16 protein-coding genes are annotated in these 16,719 nt (G+C 68.6%); 3 read left to right on the top strand and 13 right to left on the bottom strand.

Annotated features, from left to right (window positions below):
• Positions 1-66 precede the first annotated feature (66 nt).
• From ACQP0U_RS20980 to argJ, 3 genes are read left to right on the top strand one after another with little or no spacing between them, the layout of a single operon-like run.
• Complete coding sequence (locus tag ACQP0U_RS20980; RefSeq protein ID WP_433309633.1) at positions 67-1,095, top strand: LacI family DNA-binding transcriptional regulator; 1,029 nt, start codon at positions 67-69, stop codon at positions 1,093-1,095.
• A 5-nt stretch (positions 1,096-1,100) separates the two neighbouring features.
• Positions 1,101-1,238, top strand: a complete 138-nt coding sequence (locus tag ACQP0U_RS20975; RefSeq protein ID WP_433309630.1) for a hypothetical protein — start codon at positions 1,101-1,103, stop codon at positions 1,236-1,238.
• Positions 1,239-1,251: 13 nt separating this feature from the next.
• Positions 1,252-2,445, top strand: a complete 1,194-nt coding sequence (gene argJ, locus ACQP0U_RS20970) for a bifunctional glutamate N-acetyltransferase/amino-acid acetyltransferase ArgJ (protein ID WP_433309627.1) — start codon at positions 1,252-1,254, stop codon at positions 2,443-2,445.
• A gap of 109 nt (positions 2,446-2,554) precedes the next feature.
• Here argJ and ACQP0U_RS20965 read toward each other — a convergent pair whose 3' ends face one another.
• The 13 genes from ACQP0U_RS20965 to ACQP0U_RS20905 form a co-directional block, all read right to left on the bottom strand.
• On the bottom strand, positions 2,555-3,997 hold the full coding sequence (locus tag ACQP0U_RS20965; protein WP_433309624.1) for a class I adenylate-forming enzyme family protein: 1,443 nt from the start codon (positions 3,995-3,997) through the stop codon (positions 2,555-2,557).
• A 9-nt stretch (positions 3,998-4,006) separates the two neighbouring features.
• Positions 4,007-4,816 carry a TauD/TfdA dioxygenase family protein gene (locus ACQP0U_RS20960; protein WP_433309621.1) on the bottom strand — a complete coding sequence of 270 codons (810 nt, stop codon included), beginning with the start codon at positions 4,814-4,816 and terminating at the stop codon, positions 4,007-4,009.
• A gap of 14 nt (positions 4,817-4,830) precedes the next feature.
• Positions 4,831-6,249 (bottom strand): asparagine synthase C-terminal domain-containing protein, encoded by a 1,419-nt coding sequence (locus ACQP0U_RS20955; RefSeq protein WP_433309619.1) that lies wholly within the window; start codon positions 6,247-6,249, stop codon positions 4,831-4,833.
• The gene (locus ACQP0U_RS20950) at positions 6,246-7,028 is read right to left on the bottom strand and encodes an enoyl-CoA hydratase/isomerase family protein (protein ID WP_433309616.1); all 783 of its coding nucleotides are present in this window, start codon (positions 7,026-7,028) and stop codon (positions 6,246-6,248) included. The genes ACQP0U_RS20955 and ACQP0U_RS20950 overlap by 4 nt, the downstream gene beginning before the upstream one ends.
• A gap of 208 nt (positions 7,029-7,236) precedes the next feature.
• Entirely contained in the window at positions 7,237-8,139 is a 903-nt protein-coding gene (gene dapF, locus ACQP0U_RS20945; RefSeq protein ID WP_433309613.1) for a diaminopimelate epimerase, read from the bottom strand.
• A complete protein-coding gene (locus tag ACQP0U_RS20940; protein ID WP_433309610.1) occupies positions 8,136-9,170 on the bottom strand; it encodes an iron-containing redox enzyme family protein in 1,035 nt (344 codons plus the stop codon). Before ACQP0U_RS20940 ends, dapF begins: the two co-directional genes overlap by 4 nt.
• 37 nt (positions 9,171-9,207) lie before the next feature.
• Positions 9,208-11,304, bottom strand: coding sequence for a molybdopterin-containing oxidoreductase family protein (locus ACQP0U_RS20935; protein ID WP_433309607.1), 2,097 nt, complete (start codon positions 11,302-11,304; stop codon positions 9,208-9,210).
• Positions 11,301-12,002 carry a 2OG-Fe dioxygenase family protein gene (locus tag ACQP0U_RS20930; RefSeq protein ID WP_433309604.1) on the bottom strand — a complete coding sequence of 234 codons (702 nt, stop codon included), beginning with the start codon at positions 12,000-12,002 and terminating at the stop codon, positions 11,301-11,303. The genes ACQP0U_RS20935 and ACQP0U_RS20930 overlap by 4 nt, the downstream gene beginning before the upstream one ends.
• A 292-nt stretch (positions 12,003-12,294) precedes the next feature.
• Entirely contained in the window at positions 12,295-13,317 is a 1,023-nt protein-coding gene (locus ACQP0U_RS20925; RefSeq protein WP_433309601.1) for a hypothetical protein, read from the bottom strand.
• 169 nt (positions 13,318-13,486) lie between these two features.
• Positions 13,487-14,197 carry an MOSC domain-containing protein gene (locus ACQP0U_RS20920; RefSeq protein ID WP_433309598.1) on the bottom strand — a complete coding sequence of 237 codons (711 nt, stop codon included), beginning with the start codon at positions 14,195-14,197 and terminating at the stop codon, positions 13,487-13,489.
• 44 nt (positions 14,198-14,241) lie between these two features.
• Positions 14,242-14,862: a LysE family translocator gene (locus tag ACQP0U_RS20915; protein WP_433309596.1), complete on the bottom strand. Its 621-nt coding sequence runs from the start codon at positions 14,860-14,862 to the stop codon at positions 14,242-14,244.
• 43 nt (positions 14,863-14,905) lie between these two features.
• Positions 14,906-15,940 carry an amidinotransferase gene (locus tag ACQP0U_RS20910; protein ID WP_433309593.1) on the bottom strand — a complete coding sequence of 345 codons (1,035 nt, stop codon included), beginning with the start codon at positions 15,938-15,940 and terminating at the stop codon, positions 14,906-14,908.
• Positions 15,937-16,710: an SDR family NAD(P)-dependent oxidoreductase gene (locus ACQP0U_RS20905; protein WP_433309590.1), complete on the bottom strand. Its 774-nt coding sequence runs from the start codon at positions 16,708-16,710 to the stop codon at positions 15,937-15,939. The genes ACQP0U_RS20910 and ACQP0U_RS20905 overlap by 4 nt, the downstream gene beginning before the upstream one ends.
• Between the last annotated feature and the right edge of the window lie 9 nt (positions 16,711-16,719).

Raw genomic sequence — 16,719 nt, 5'->3', positions numbered from 1 at the left:
ACGGCGCTCCAGGGCGGCCCGTCGCCGCGTACCGCGCCTGTGCCGGTCGCCGGGAGGGAGCACCACATGGCCAACGAGCCCGAGATGCCCACCAACCGCACGCCCACGCTCACCGATGTCGCCAAGCTCGCAGGAGTGTCCATCGCGACCGCCTCCAAGGCGATCAACGGGCGGAGCGAGGTGCGGGCGACCACCAGGGTCCGGGTGCTGGAGGCAGCCGAACTGCTCTCCTTCGCGCCGAACGCCCTCGCCCGCGGCTTGCTCAGTGGCCGCACCGGCACCGTGGGCCTCTTGACGAGCGACCTCGAAGGACGCTTCTCCATACCCATCCTGATGGGAGCGGAGGACGCCTTCGGCGCCGGCCAGGTGTCGGTCTTCCTGTGCGACGCGCGCGGTGACGCCATCCGGGAGAAGCACCACGTTCGCGCGCTGCTCTCGCGCCGGGTGGACGGTCTGATCGTGGTGGGCTCCCGCACCGACGCCCGTCCACCGCTGGCCGGCAACATCCCCGTGCCGGTGGTCTATGTCTACGCCCCCTCCTCGGACCCGGCCGACATCTCAATCACCGTCGACAACGTGGGAGGCGGTCGACTCGCCATCGAGCACCTGCTGGCCTGCGGTCGGCGCAACATCGCCCACATCACCGGCGAGCCGGGGTTCCAAGCGGCGCGGGACCGCGCCGAGGGCGCGGCAGCGGCGCTCGCCGCCGCCGGCCTGAGCATGACCGGTGGGCGGCCTTACTACGGATCGTGGGACGAGTCCTGGGGGCGGGCTGCGGCGCACATGGTCGTCGAGCAGCACGCCGAGGTCGACGCGATCTTCTGCGGCAGCGATCAGATCGCCCGGGGCGTCCTGGATGCTCTGCGGGACCTCGGACGCGACGTCCCCGGCACAACCTCGGTGATTGGCTTCGACAACTGGGAGGTGATCTCCGCGCACTCTCGGCCCCGCCTGACCAGCATCGACATGAATCTCAAACAACTCGGCGCCATTGCGGGCCAACGGCTCTTCGCGGCCATCGACGGCGGTGTGCCCACCTCGGAGGAGTTCCCGAGTCGAGTCGTGATGCGTGAGTCGACCCTGCCGGTCGGCTGAGGTTCGTGCTGATCGACCGGCCCATCGGTCTCGGGCAGCCACCGCCGCACAGCGTGCTGTTCGAGCACGGGCGTCAGGTGCCGCAGCTCATTGGCGGAGAACGCGGCCGGACGCGGCTATGGGACAATGCGGTCAACGGATGAAACTGGTGAGCGGATGTCGTCGACAGCTGAATCGCAAGACTTCCTTGGGCCGCAGGCCTCTCTTGTGCCACAGGGTTTCCTCGGCGTGACGAGGAACCTGGGCCTCAAAGACGTCGGTGACGATTTTACCGCCATCGTGTCCGAGGTTCCCGCGACGTCGGCGGCGGTGTTCACACGCTCCCGGTTCGCCGGGCCCAGCGTCGAGCTCAGTCGGCAGTCCGCGGCGGCCGGGAGCCTCCGGGGCATGGTCGTGCTCTCCCGCAATGCCAACGTCGCGACCGGGAAGGTCGGCGCCGAGAACGCCGCCGAGATCCAGCGCAGGGTCGCCGAGGTCGCCGGGATCCCCGCGGGCGAGCTCTTGATCGGCTCGACCGGAGTGATCGGGCGGCCCTACCCGATGGCGCAGATCCGGCGGGGGCTCGACGAGCTGTCGTGGCCGTTCCCCACCGCCGACTTCGACGCCAGTGCGCGCGCGATCATGACGACGGACACGCGCCACAAGGTGGTCCGGCTGCGCTGTGGTGACGCCGTGATCGTCGGCATCGCCAAGGGCGTCGGCATGATCGAGCCGAACATGGCGACGCTGCTGACGTTCTTCTTCACCGATGCGCGGGTCGACAGGGAAGACCTCGACGCGATCTTCCGCCGCGTGGTCGACCGCACATTCAACGCGCTCAGCATCGACACCGACACCTCGACCAGTGACACCGCCGCGGTGTTCGCGAACGGCGTTGCCGGCCCGGTCGACCTCGGAGAGTTCGAGCAGACGCTGCACCAGGCGGCCCTGCACCTGGTCAGGGACATCGCCTCCGACGGCGAGGGCGCGAGCAAGCTCATCGAGGTCCGGGTGAGTGGCGCGCGTGACGACGCGCAGGCGAAGCTGGTCGGCAAGAGCGTCGTGAACTCGCCGCTGGTCAAGACCGCCGTGCACGGCGCCGATCCGAACTGGGGCCGGGTCGCGATGGCGATCGGCAAGCTGGAGGACGAGACCGACATCGACCCCGACCGGGTGGCGATCCGCTTCGGCGATCTGCTGATGTTCCCCGAAAGCTCCGCCGACGACCTCTTGGACCGGGCGGCGGACTACATGCGTGGCAAGGAAGTCACGATCGACATCGACCTCGGGATCGCCGCCGGCTCGTTCACCGTCTACGGCTGCGACCTCACCGACGGCTACATCCGCATCAACGCCGACTACACGACCTGATCAGGCCACTGATCCCGGGCGCACCGTGCGCGACCGGGGATCAGCCGTGGAGGGCAAAGACCTCGAAGGCGACCGCGAAGCGGCTCCCGAGACGTCGGTCCGTCATCGGTCAGTGCTGGCGCACTGTCGACGTCCGCCCCTTGCGCAGGGCGGGCTTGTCCACCTTCCCGACGGCGGTATGGGGGATGGTGGCGGCGAGCACGATCTCCGCACGCACACCCAGGTCCTCGAGCACGGCACGGATCGCCGCGCGCACGCGCTCGTCCTCGACCCCGGCGGTGGGGGTCGCCACCACGAGCGCCCCACCCTCGGTCTCCCCGGGCAACGGCGCCAGTACGGCGGCTTCGGTGATCGGGCATGCGGCTGTCAGCGCGGCCTCGACGCCCGGGCAGAACACCGGGCCGGCCGAGCCGCCGAGCAGGTCGGCGACACGGCCGAGGATCCGGTACTCGCCGTCGAACTCGGCGACATCCCCCGTGTAGTACCAGCCGTCGCGGAACGTGGCGGAGGTCGCCCCCAGGTCACCGAAGTAGCCGACGCTCGTGTGTGTCGAGCGGGCCAGCACCTCACCGATCGACGGCCACGCCGCGTCGAGGGGAGCGAGCCTGATCCCCACTCCGGTGACCGGGGTCATACCGCGGGTGGTCTGCACGGCATCGTCCATGTTCCCCAGCACGATGCCGAACTCGGTCGAGCCGTAGATGCGTCGAATATGGATACCGAGCACCTCGGCCGCGTCGGCGACAACCTGGCCGCTCAGGTACGCACCGCCGCAGAGCGGCATCCGCAACGCGGAAAGGTCGACGGACCGGCCGCGTGCCGCCTGCGTCAGCAACTCGTAGTGCCTCGGCAGTGCGCTGCACAGGGTGGCGCCGGTCTCTTCCAGCCACCGCAGCAACTGGTCGGGCGCGGCGGACGGATCGGCCAGCACCAGGAGGGCGCCCGAGAGCAGCGCCGGGAACAGGTGGACGTCGCAGCCGTGTGCGACGTCCAGGGTGTGGCGGTTGAACAGCACGTCGGAGGCGGTCGTCGCGGTGTAGGTGATCCACTGTCGCCGGTCGTGGAGCAGGTCGTCCTGGCGCCAGGTCACGAGCCGGGGCTTCCCCGTGGAGCCGGACGTCTCCAGCAGCCGGAACGCGCCCTCGTACGCCGCGAACGGCCGCGCGCCGATCACCTCGGAGCCGGTCGCCAGCTCTGCGGTCGTCACCTGCTCGACGACGACGTCCGGCAGCGGCTCCGCGCCGACGACGAGTGCCGGTTTCGTCTGCTCGACCAGCCAGGCGATGTGCTCCGGCGTCGCCGACCGGCTGATCGGCACGTGGATCGCGCCGCTGCCCGCCAGGGCGAACACCAGCGCCACGTAGTCGATCCCGTTGTCCAGCCAGGTAGCCACCACCTGGCCCTCGCCGATGCCGCGGGCCCGCAGCCAGCCGAGGGCACGGTCGACCCGCAGCGACAGCTCGTCGTAGGTCACGCGTTCGCCGTCGGGGATCATCACCGCGAGGGCGTCGCCTCTGCGGGCCACCACGGAACGGAACTCGGTCAGTAGCATCGTTTCTCCTCAGGCGGCCGTCGGCAGAGTGACCTGGCCGCGATACAGCAGCCGCACCCCGTCGGACCCGATCGCGGTGCGGCCGTGCAGCGTCCGCTGGTTGTCGATCACCAGCAGGTCACCGGTCTGCCAACGATGCTGATACAGGTAGCGCGGCGAGTGCAGGTGCGCTGACAGCTCCGCGAAGAACGCGGCGGAGTCGTGGGCGTCCATGCCGGCGACGCGCACCTGCCAGCCCTGCGGCACATCGGGCGGGAATCCGAGTGCCAGGTTCAGCGAGCGCACGCGGCCGTAGTCGCGGGTGGTCGGGATCTCGTACCAGTCGGCGGGCACCTGCGGGAAGTAGCCGCGTTCCTCGACGAGGTATTCGAGCCGGCCGTCGGCGAGAACCTTGCCGAGGTGCGCCGGGATCTCGCGCCACGCGGCGAGCTGGTCGCACACCGTGGTCTCGCCGGAACCGGGCTCGTCGGCGAAGTCCTTGGCGAACAGGACGATGAGGTCGACCTGCTCGCCGACCAGCAGTCCGTCGGTGTGCAGCGGGAGGGGGCCGCGGCCGGTGACGACCTTCCCCTCGTCCCTGGAGGCGTTGAGCAGCAACAGATCGGCCTGGCCCTCGCCGAACTTGTGATCCACGGTCTGGCCGAGGAGGTGGACGAGTCGCTGGAAGGCCTCCTCGGTGAAGTCCAGGCCGCGGGTCAGCGCGGCCCCGCTGGTCAGCGCCGCCTCCTGGGTCCGCCGGGCCAGCTCTTCGACGGCCTCCCCGGGCGGCGACGTCAACACGGTGCCGAAACCCGAGTTGGTCAGTGTGTTCTCGGTCATCATCATCTCCTCGTTCATCGGATCGCGGCGAGCGCGCGTGCGTAGACCTCGTCGGCGTTCCAGTCGTCGAGGTGTCCGTGACCGGCCTGTGCCAGAAGGTCGGCGAAACATGCTTGGTAGACGCGGGAGGGGTCGCTCTGCCCGGAGTCCGCGGTGAGTCGCCGCCGCACCCCGTCCTGCAGGTTCCCGCCGTGGTGTACGGCGATCTTGCGGCGCCACGCGATGGCGGGAGTGACGTGGGCGGCCATCGCGGTCCGCAGGTGGAACTTCTCCCGGCCGTCGCGGACCTTGCAGGCGGGGGTGGTCTCCAGCGCGGTGCGCATCACCGGGAGCGTCCAGAAGGGGTGGAACGTCTCGACGCCGTACGCCAGCGCCATCCGGTTGGCCAGCTCACCGCTGGTGCGGGTTCGCGCGACCGCCTCGATGCCCTGGCCGATCAGCTCGTCCGGGTGCTCGAACGGGGTGAAGAGCCCGGCATTGATGAGGTCGCTGCCGTATCCGGTGAGCAGCACGCGACCCGGTTCGACGACGCCGGACTGGTAGAACGCCGTGGCCGTGAGCGCGACCTCGACCACCTCCGGCGTGGTTACGCCGAGCCAGCGGACGGCGGCCGGGACGGCACGGATGATGCTGTCCTCGTCGAGCAGCAGCGGATGCAGTTTGAGGCCGGCGACCTCGCACAGCTCCGCGGCGTCGGAGAACTCGTCTCCCCAGGGGGTTCCGACGCTGTACGGCCGCACGTCGAGGTTCCGCGCCGCGGCCAGGTAGGTCACGGTGCCCGAGTCGATCCCGCCAGAGAGCAGCGACGCGTACGTGGCCTCGGGGCGGGCGGCGGAGATGCCGGCGATCACCGCGTCCAGCTCGGCCAGTTGGGCCTGCCCGGCGGCCAGCGGGTCGTCCCGAAACGGCGTGCGGAACTGCTCGAGGAAGTCCTCGGCTCGGGGGGCGGTGCTGGTCAGCCAGCCGGAAGCGGTCCGGGCACGGCGCTGCCGGACCGAGTGGTCCAACCGTCGGATCCCGTCGACGAGCGTGGCTTCCGGATCGGTGCCCGCGGGAGCCGAGCGCACGCGGGCGGCGGAACCCCACGCGGGCAGGATAGCCGCGGCGAGCAGCAGGTCGGTGAAGAAGGCGAAGCCGCCGGTCGCGGGGTCCTCGGCGACATAGATGGCGTCCTCGTTGAACACTGAGGTGAACGCGGTCACGGCGTCCTCGGCCACCTGGAGCACGGTCCGCTGCGCCGGTTTCGTGGGCAGCTCGCCGAGCGCTGGCGCCGCCGTCAGCGTACGGACGTCGACATCGAACGGTGCGGTCGCGGGCAGCCCCGCCGCGAGGCCACGGTGGTAGACGAACAGTTCACCGACCTCGACGCATGCACCCATCGGCTCAAGTGCGGTCACGCGCCGGTTGGCGACGACCACCCAGCCGCCGCTCATGCCTCGCCCACGATCCGGCGCATCTCCCGCTGCGGCCGCCCCGAGGCGAATCCTGCGCGGTGTGATCTCTTCGCGTTGTCCCGCAGGACGTGCAACCCCTGGATGTAGTCGTGGTTCATCTGCGGCTTCGTGTTGCGCACCGCCGCCGGGTTGTAGTCGGCGAAGGCCGCCGCGCGGGCCAGCGCGGTCGGCAGCACCTCGGCCGCAGGCACCGCCTCATGCAACAGGCCGTCCCGCAGGGAGGATTCGGCGGGCCATTCGTCACAAGACAGAAGCATGTGCTGCATCACCGAACGCCCGGCCGAGCGTTCCAGCATGAACGCACCGAAATTGCATGCGATACCGACCTTGAACTCGGGCATGCGCAGGATCGAGGAGTCCGCACCGACGCGGTAGTCGCACGTCAGCAGGAGTTGCAGGCCGATCCCGATGGCGTAACCCTCGACGGCCGCCACGGTGGGTTTGGTGACTTCGAGGCTGGCGACGTAGAGCTCAGTGATGTTGTCGATCCACTCGTCCACCTCGTCACCGCCCGAGAAGCGGCTGACCTCGTGAAAATCGCCGCCCACGGCGAAGGAGTTGCCCTCGCCGCCGTGCAGCACCACGGCGGCGACCGCGTCGTCGGCCTCGAGCTCGCGGAGGATCCCGGTGAGTGCGCGCATCCGGCCGTTGCTCATCGCGTTCGAGTGGTGCGAGCCCTCGAACGAAACCTGTGCGACGCCGTCCTTCGTCACCACGGTGAAGGTGTCGCGGGGCTGTATGTCGACAGCGTTGTTCATCAAGCTGGTCCTCCAGGATTCTTCGGGGTGAAAGATGGCGCGCAATCGCGCATCTCCCCGGGTTGAACACGACCGTTCATCGATAAAGCTGGTGGCCCCTTCCGGCGCGTCCTGGGTCCTGCAGCACCTCTTTCGCTTCCCGTAGGGCAAACCTGGTCGGCGACTTCTGCGCGCCCACCACGCCGCCGCCGTGGCGGCTCCCGATTCGTCAGGAGGAGCTTGGTGTCGGCACCGGGCGGGTCGGTCGACCCACCCGAGCGGCGAGGCCGGCGGAGACCCGTCCGGTGGCGACCTCCTCGACCGGTCCGGTCAGCCGGACCGCGCCGCCGGCGTCGAACGACACGGTGACGGCACCACCGCGCATCCGGACGTCGACCTCGTCGCCCACCAAACCGAGACGCCGCACCGCGGCCGCCGCCGCGCAGGCCCCGCTCCCCGACGCGAGCACCGGCCCGGCACCGCGTTCCCACACCACGACCTCGAGCGAACTCCGATCGCGCACCACCGCGAACTCCACGTTGACCCGGGTGCGGAACGCAGAGTGCCCGCCGATCACCGGCCCCAGCTCCCGCGCGGCCGACTCGTCGTCGGCCGGTAGGACGACGACCGCGTGCGGGTTTCCGTTGTGGACGCCGGTCACCCGGAGGGTCCGCCCGGCGACGGGCAACGGGTGGTCGACGACCGAGCCGGAACCCCCGACCAGGCCGACGGCGTCCGCGTCGAAGTCCGGACGACCCAAGTCGATCGACACCAGTCCTGCGGACCGGTCCAGTACCCGGACACTGGTGAGGCCGAACCCCGTGTCCACCACGAACTCCGTACCGCCGCCCTGGGACAGGTGCAGGGCGAGAATGCGCAGCCCGTTCGCGCTCCGCTCGCACGGGCTCCCGTCCGTGTTGAACAACCGGGCCGGCAGGGGCTGGCCCGCGCCCACGGGCGGTCCCCGGAAGACGATTCCGTCCGCGCCGACCCCGAAGTGCCGGTCGCACATCGCGACGGCTGTCGCCGCTGCGGCGGGCAGCCCGTCCTCCGGATCCACGACCAGGTAGTCGTTGCCCATCGCCTGGTACTTCGCGAAGCGCGGAAGGCCTGCCCCTCGCGGCGAAGTCACCTGCGGCTGCCGTCAGCCCACCTCGGGGCGGTCTCGGCGAGCCGCTCGTCAAGGTAGCGTGCGGACGAGTTGAGCCGCCACATGGTCCCGCGTGCGATGCCGATGCGCATGGCCTCGGAGGTCGCCGCCGGCTTCACCACGTTGTGGAACCACCCGGCTGCGTGCTGGGAGTCGACCGTGATGTGCAGCCTGTGGTAGGTGATCCCGACCTCCGGCAGCCCCAGGCGCTCCCATGCGCGCACGACGCACACGAACCGGTCCGGCACCAGCCACTCGGTCATCCCGAGGTAGCCGACCGCCTCGGCGTACCGGTGCCGGTAGCGCGACAGCATCACGGCGAGGTTCCCGGACAGCAGCGCCGTGCCCGTGAGCCGGTCGGCGACCTCCTCCTCCCGCACGTCGAAGACGTCGAAGATCCGTCTGAAGAGCGTGGTGTGCACCTCGTCCGGCCGGCCGTTGCCCATTTCGTCCCAGTAGTTCGCCGCGATCTCCATCTTCGCGGGACCGTCGGTACCGACCTGCATGAGGGCGAGCAGGTCGTCGAACCTCGCGTCGATGACCGACTCCTGGATCATGTACAGACGCAGGTCCTCGGAGTCGGCGTGGTTGCTGATGAAGTCGGTGTAGTAGGGATGCTTGTACACCCGGTGCTGCTTGGCCAGCGCCTTCAACCAGGAGACGTAAGCGGCCGGTTCGGTCGGCATGCCGTCCAGCAGGCCGGGTTCGATGTGGGCGTCCTCTGCGGCGCCGGTGGCGGACTCCAGCAGGCGGGCGATCTCGTGAATCACGACCGATCCCTCAGCGCTTGGTTCGCCAGGAGCGATCCGCAACCCGAGATCATAGATTCGGGCGAGGAGTTGTTGCTGCTGCAGAAATGCCTCGGGGTCACCGACGGTAGCGCGGTCGTTCAGCTGTACCACCCGTTCGATAACCTGTTCCCGCAGCGCACCGCGCACCGCGCGGTCAAGCTGATCCGCTGATATCGTCAGCCAATCCGAGATGTCGTCGACGACAGAAGCTGTTCGTTGCACGGTCGTACTCCCCATGGAAATAATGTGTCGTCTGATATCAGTCTCGTGCAGCGGAGGGCTGCCATTCCTCGACCTCGACGCGGTTGTCGTGAAACACGGCACCGCCGCCCATGTCGGCGTCCCGCTCGTTGACCGTCGCGTTGACGGTCGAGCCGCCTGTGAGCTTCATCCAGTGGCCCTTTGTGGTCGCTACGACTCCGCTGCGGACGTGTTCGGAGGCGTGCGCGGTGGAGATGAATGAACCGCGGTCGTTGAAGACCACGACCGGTGTGCCGTCGGTGAGCCCACGAGCCGCCATGTCCTCCGGGTGTAGCTCGACCCGTGGCGGACCAGCACGGCGCCGCAGTTCCGGCTTGTTGGCGAAGACCGAGTTGAGGAAGAAGTGCGAGGCGCCGGCGATCAGTGATAGCGGGTACCGTGCGGCCAGTTCCGGGTCGGTCGACTCGCGTGGCGGGGTGTATCCCGCCACTGCCTCGAACCCGGCCGCCACGGCTCGCTCGGACCGGAATTCCAGCTTGCCGGACGGTGTCGGGAAGCCGTCGGCGAACGGCACGAAATCGACCGGGTAACTCAGTCTCACCCACCCGTCCCGGCGCAGGGAATCGACATCGATACCGTCCAGCGATGGATGGTCCGAGGCCAGCAACTGGGCCGCCAGCTCCTGGTCCGAGTCGTAGAGTCTCGGCTCGGACAGCCCCATGTGCCTGGCTATTCGGCGGAACATCTCCGTCGTGGACAGGCAGTCGCCCGGGGGGACCGTCGCCGGCTCGTTCCACGCGACGTACATGTGGCCGTAGCCGTCGAGGACATCCAGGTGCTCGGTCTGCATGGTCGCGGGCAGCACGATGTCGGCGTAGTCGGCGGTGTCGGTCTGGAAGTGGTCGACGACTACCGTGAACAGGTCCTCGCGGGCCAGCGCCTGGCGAACGCGGTGCTGATCGGGGTTGCTGACCACCGGGTTGGCCCCGTACACGAACAGCGCCTTGACCGGCGGGGTCAGGTCGAGGAGGTTCTGGCCGAGCCGGGTCATGGAGAGCCGCCGCACCGGCGCCGCGCGCAGGTCGCTGCGGAGGAGTGCCTCCCGGTTCCCGCCGAAGTACCCGTCCGTCGAGTAGGTGAGGCCACCACCAAGCCTGCCCCAGTCACCGGTGACGCCGGGTAGGCAGGCGAGCACGCGGACGGCCGCGCCGCCGCCCGCGTGGCGCTGCATCCCGCTGCCGGCGCGGATGCCGGTGGGTCTCGTGGTGGCGATCCGTTCCCCCAACTGCTCGATCTGCGCGCGGGGAACGCCTGTCAACTCCGCGGTCCGTTCCGGAGGGAACTGCTCGATGCGGGCGTGGAACTCGGGCCACCCCAGTGTGTGGTCGGCCAGGTAGTCACGGTCCGCCCCGCCGGCGGCGACCACCACGTTGAGCAGACCCAGCGCGAGGGCGGCGTCGGTGCCGGGCCGCGGTGCCAGGTGCTCGTCGGCCTGCCGGGCGGTCCGTGTGGCCACTGGGTCGATCGCAACGACGTGCGCGCCCTGCTCGCGTGCCTTGTTGATGAACCGCCACTGGTGATGGCTCGTGGTGAGGGTGTTGACGCCCCACAGCAGGATCAACCGCGAGTGGGCCAGCGATTCCGGATCGATGCCCCGGTGGGTGCCGGTGGCGAGGTCCGCGCCGACCAGCCCAGCCACCGAACAGATCGTCATGTCGTGTTCGGAGGCGCCGAGCACGTTCCACAACCGCGCGCCGGCCTGGCCCTGGAGCCCTTGGAGGTACCCCAGGTTGCCCGTTCCCTGGTACGGCCAGATCGACTCGCCGCCGTACTCGTGACGAACACGGTCGAACCGTTCGGCGATCTCGTCGAACGCCGCGTCCAGGCTGATCTTCGTGAACCTGCCGGTGCCCTTCGGGCCGGTGCGACGCAGTGCATGACGGAGACGATCGGGCGACGCCGCGTGGTCGAGGTACTGGTTGACCTTCACGCACAGAGTGCCGTGGGTGAAGGGGTGCTCGGGGCGACCGCGCAACGTGACGGCGACACCGTCGCGGACGCCCACCAGCCAGCTGCAGGCGTCCGGGCAGTCCAACGGGCATCCGCCCGCAACCTCACGGTCGACCACAGTGCCACGTCCACCCGTCGCCGTCATGGCGCCAAGGGTTCGCTGTTGAGCACCGCCTGGTCGTGCTCCTCACCGTACCAACGCTCTGACCAGCGGGAGAACGCGGCGATGACGATGTCGCGGTGCCCCTCCTGGCCGGGGATGCCGGGGTGCAGATCGGTGACGTCGTGTGCGACGGCGCGGTCATCGAGCAGCGCAGCATGACCAGGCTGGACGGTGCCACGCCAGAACGGCTCGGAGGATTCGAGCGCCTTCCACAGCCGCATCTCACCCCCGGTCACGTTGTGCCTGTTGAAGACCAGGATCGCGACGTACTCGTGCCCGTCCTTGTGGACGCCCTCCGGGGTGACCAGCCCGGGTTTCGCCTCCGTGGCGCGGCTGCGGTTCTGATGAACGTTCACCTGCCAGCTCTCGGAACGGTCCAGCGGCAGGCTGGCGGCGACCGCGTGCAGGTAGGGGAGGAAGTCGGCCTGCAATGGCTCGTACTCGCGCATGATGCCGCCCGCGACCGTGTTGTACTGGCGGGACTGGCCGTAGGGGCGGTGCGCGAGCAGCTCGAACGTCCAGGCGTCGGAGGTGTGGTCGAGCTTGTACTGCGAGAAGCGCTTGTAGCGCGTCTGGTTTCCCATATAGACATCGAGCGGGACATTGTCATAACTGTCCAGCACCTCCTGTGAGATCGGAGGCAGATCAATGATGTCGAAGCCGTCGGCGAGTGTTGACATGCACGTCTTCCTTCTGTTCAGCAGCCTTGTCTGGGGAGAAGTGCCGATTGACCGAATCGGGGTGGCGGCGCGATGACTCAGGGGTCGTCGTTGTCACCCTGATTCGTCGCCGACTCGTTCCTCGCCCGACGATGACTAAGCATCTACAGTGGACTATTTGAACAGTATCCAGTGGACCTCGTGGGCGTCAAGGCCACCCGTACGGAACTTTGCTTACCTCAGAATGTCTAATTGAAAATGGGCGCGCGGGAGCCCGCGATGCCCCTAGTGTCGAGGACCGCCGCCGAACTGATCAGAAGTACCTGGTCAACTCTCCCCGTCGCCGGATGTCAAGAGAACAGCAATGCAGTCCGCCCCCGAGGGAACGGCCGTGCCGGAACCGCACGGGTATCGGCTCCACCCCGGCCTGCTCCAGCTGACGCATGAGGGAGACCTGGTTAGACGGGACGAGCACACGATCCGGGCCGAGCGCGAGGAGGTTCATTCCGACCCAGCGAGAAGCTCGTGGCCAGTCGAAAGCGAAACCGTCATCCTCGATATCGGTGACCCACAGTGTCTTCCAACTCTGCAGCGGGGTCGGGATCATTTCGGGCTTCATTTGAGAGGCATTGGCCAACAGCAGGCCCGGCCGAAGGATGTGCAGCGTCGTGTCCACGTGATCGGCGCAGATGGACATCTCGTGCACCGTGAAATCCGGGCCCAACGTTCGCTGGAGCCAAGTCGCACCTCGCCGGTTACCGGTGCTGCTGACGTTGAAGAAGATGTCGTACCCGCAGCGCAGGAGGTTTGCGGCATCGAACAAGGGTTCATCGTCGGCAACGACGGAGGCATTCGGCTCGTAGATGTAGGTGGAGTCAGGCAGCTTCGGCTTCGGCGCCGACAGCCATCGGGCTCCGGAATCGAAGTACTCGCGCAGCAGGTCGCGATACGGGAAGACCTCGAAGTACCGGGACCGCATCGGCATCGGGACCTCGATCAGCATGTCACCGATGACCGACAGGCAGTCTCGCGGCATGAGCGCATGCATCGCGACGGACGCCCAGTTCGGTGACGAATACTGCTGTCCCGGCACCGGGTGTTCGGGGCGTCGAACGGCGACACCGTGCGACTCGAGTACCGCGGTGAGATCGTGAAAGTCCTCTTCCGCTTCGTCGACGACTCGGTCCAGCAGTGCGTTGGGGATCTTCTCGTGCTCCGCCTCGTCCGGTCGTTCGTAGAAGTGGCGGAGGGAGGGGTCCACGGGCGGCGGGGTGAAGCCGACAGCCGTGCCCAGCACGACCTCCTCCAGCGGGTCCCAGTCGTTACTGCTCCACACAGCGTTCACAGTTATCGGCAATCCCCTCGATCAGGTGGCAGGTAGCCGGGCACGTCCACGCCTCTGAGGTCGCGCGCAGGTTGATGTCGGCGTCAGTGGGCTGTCACCGGCGTCAGAGTTACGGGGGCTGGGTCAGTTCGGGAGGCCGGGGTGTCGGGCGAAGACCGCTTCAGCTCACGCGGACGCGGTCGCCGAACCGCACCGAGCCCGCACGGATGACTTTCGCGTACACCCCGAAGTTGGTGCTTCTCCTTTCGGCCAGCACCCGGAGGACCTCCTTGTCGCGGGGCACGCCCGGCTGCGCCAGCGTGACCGTCACGCACCGCTCGGTCTGCTCGGTGATCTCGAGTCTGGTGGTCTCCCCGATGGACACCTCGCGGCCGATCCAGTCGTCGTCGAATCCCGGCCCCCACGTCCCGGCGATGACGATATTGGGCCGGAAGCGGGCCACCGGGACCACGGTTCCTCCCGGCACCTCGGCCGCGAGCGCGGTGAGGGACGAACGTGAGATCAGGTGAACCGCGCCGATGTCGAAGTGAGGTGTGGCCGACTCCCGGGCGGCCCGCACCGGCTCACCGGCCAGCGCCGTGAGCGCCGCGTCCAGGTCGGGGTCGCCGGCAGTCAGCACGGCGCCGGTCGGCGTGTCAACCTCGACGCGACCGTGGCGTGTGCGTGCCGCGTAGGCGAGCAGGCCGTTGAGGCGGCGGACGTGCTTCCAGGTCTTGCAGCTGCCCACCCGCCCATCCGCGAAGGTGGCGGCCCACTCGCGGTCGCCGACCATTCCGCGGCTGTCCAGCTGTACGTCATCGACCGTCTCGCCCCGCATGGACTTGAACGGATACCGGTAGAGCGCTTCGACTGTCGCCTCGACAGCGGACACGAGAGACTCCTTCGCGCGAGGCCCGGACGGTTGGCCGGGCCGGGTCATCGGTCGAACAGCACCAGGCTGGCCAGGGCGATGAGGACGGCGCTCGACAGGTAGTTGAGCGCACGCCCCACCCGGGGACGTGTGGCGATCTTGGAGGCCAGGGTGCCTCCGGTCACCCCGACTGTGACGTCGATGGGCAGGGCGGTCAGCGGGACGATCAGGCAGAACCCGATCAGGACCAGCAGGCCCGGATCGTCGAGACTGACGATGATCTGCGGGACCAGGGCGAGGAAGAAGGTGACCGTCTTCGGATTCGTGCCCTCCACCACGAAGCCCTGAAGGTAGCTTCGCAAGCCGGACACCCTGGCCGGTCTCTCGGTTTGTGCCGTGAACGGCTGGTCGCGGAGCCCTGAGATGCCGAGATAGAGCAGGTACGCCGCACCGGCGAACCGCAGCACCGTGAAGGCCAGCTCGGACGAGGCGATCAGGGCGGACGCGCCGATCGCCGTCAGCAGCGCCCACATCGCACTTCCGCTGGCCAGCCCGAAGGCCGCGAACACTCCGGCGATCCGCCCGTTGACGACGCTGCGCGACATCACGTACAGGATCGACGGCCCGGGGCTCAGGTTCAGCAGGAACGCGGTGAGAGCGAACGAGGCAATGATGGTGAGCGTCAACTTGCTGGCCTTTCTCAGGAAAAGCGTCGCCGGCGCGACGGAGTCACAGGTACGTCTCGAGTGCGCCGCGCCGGCGGACGTCCAGCGAACAGCAGTGCAGTCCGCCGCCGAACGTGCGGCCGTGTCGGAAGCTGGTGGGGACCGCGGTGATGCCGGCGTTCTCCAGCTGCTTGATCACCCGGGTCTGGTTGGCCGGCACCACGACCGTGTCGGGGCCGAGGGCCAGAATGTTCATGCCGACCCAGACGGAGGCGCGCGGCCAGTCGAAGGCGTAGCCGTCGTCCTCTGGTGTGTCCACCCAGATGGTCTTCCAGGATTGCAGCAGGCCGGGAATCTGATCCGGGGTGAGGCGTTCCGAGTTGGCCAGCAGCAGCCCGGGCCGCAGGATGTGCAACGTCGTTCCGACGTGATCACTGCAGATGGAGATCTCGTGCACCCGGAAGTCCGAGCCCAACTGCCGGCGCAGCCAGGCCGCCCCCCGTCGGTTGCCGGTGTTGCTCACGTTGAAGAAGATGTCGGCCCCGCACCGGAGCATGTTGGCCGCGTCGAACAACGGCTCATGCTCCGCCACGACCGAGGCGCCAGGTTCGTACACGTAGGTCTCGTCGGGCAGCAGGGGCTTCGGCGCGGAGAACCAGGTGGCGCCCGCGTCGAAGTACTCCCGGAGCAGGCGCCGGAACGGGGCGGTCTCGAAGTAGCGGGCACGCATCGGCATCGGTGCCTCGATGATGCGGTCGCCGATCACCAGCAGGCAGTCCCGCGGCATCAGCGCGTGCATGGCGACGGATTCCCACTCCGGAGTGGCGTAACGCCGGCCCACGGTGGTCGCGTCCGGACGGCGCACCAGTACGCCGGCACTCGTCAACGTCTCCGTCAGCAGGGCGAAGTCCTCCTCGGTCTCGTCCACCACGCGTTGCAGCGTGCCGGCGTCGATCCGCTCGTCCCCGGCGTTCGCCGGGGGCTCGAAGAAGTGCTTCAGCGAGACGTCCACCGGAGGCGGGGTGAGGCCGGCCGCGGAGCCCAGAACGACCTCCTCCAGTGGATCCCAGTCGTTGACACTCCAGACGGTGTGCGTCATCGCTGCTCCTTGGTTTGACTCGGGCGGAAGCTGAGGCCGAAGGGCTGGTCCGTGGGCATGAGCTCGATGAGGCTCACGTTGACTCGCTGAGGCTGGGAGATGCACCACTCCACCGCCTCGGCGATGTCCTGCGGGGTGAGCGGGTCGCTACCGTCGTACAGGGCGTCTGCCCGCTCCTGATCACCGTCGAACCGGGTCAGAGCGAATTCCGTACGGGCCATGCCGGGGGCGATGCAGCTGACCCGGATGCCGCTGCCCTCCAGATCGGTGCGCATGTTGAGACTGAGCTGGTGGACGAACGCCTTGGTGCCGCCGTAGACGTTTCCACCGAGGTAGGGGTACACCGCGGCGATGGAGCCGATGTTCACCACGTGGCCGCGGCCGGCGGCCAGCATGACGGGCAGGGCAGCGCGGACGCAGTGCAGGAGCCCCAGCACATTCGTGTCGACCATCTCGCGCCAGTGGCGCAGCTCGGCGTCCTGGATCGGGCCGAAGCCCTTCGAGAGACCGGCGTTGTTGACAAGGACGCCCACATCGGAGAACGGTGCGGGCAGGTCGCCGAGAGCATGGGCGACGGCGTCCCCGTCCCGAACATCGACGGTCAGCGGATGCACCAGGTCGTGGCCGAGGCGGTCGGCGAGCTCGGTGAGCCGTTCGGTGCGACGGGCCAGCGCCACGACGGGCCGCCCGGTCTTCACCAGTCGCTCGACGACGGCCCGGCCGAAACCCGACGACGCGCCGGTCACTATCGCAGAAGGCAGGTCTGTCACTGTTCTGTA

The sequence above is a fragment of the Micromonospora sp. CA-269861 genome, from assembly GCF_050948505.1.
In the GTDB taxonomy this organism is placed as follows: domain Bacteria; phylum Actinomycetota; class Actinomycetes; order Mycobacteriales; family Micromonosporaceae; genus Micromonospora.
The sequence above is the reverse complement of the archived record's forward strand: the minus strand, read 5'-3'. Positions and strand labels throughout refer to the sequence as shown.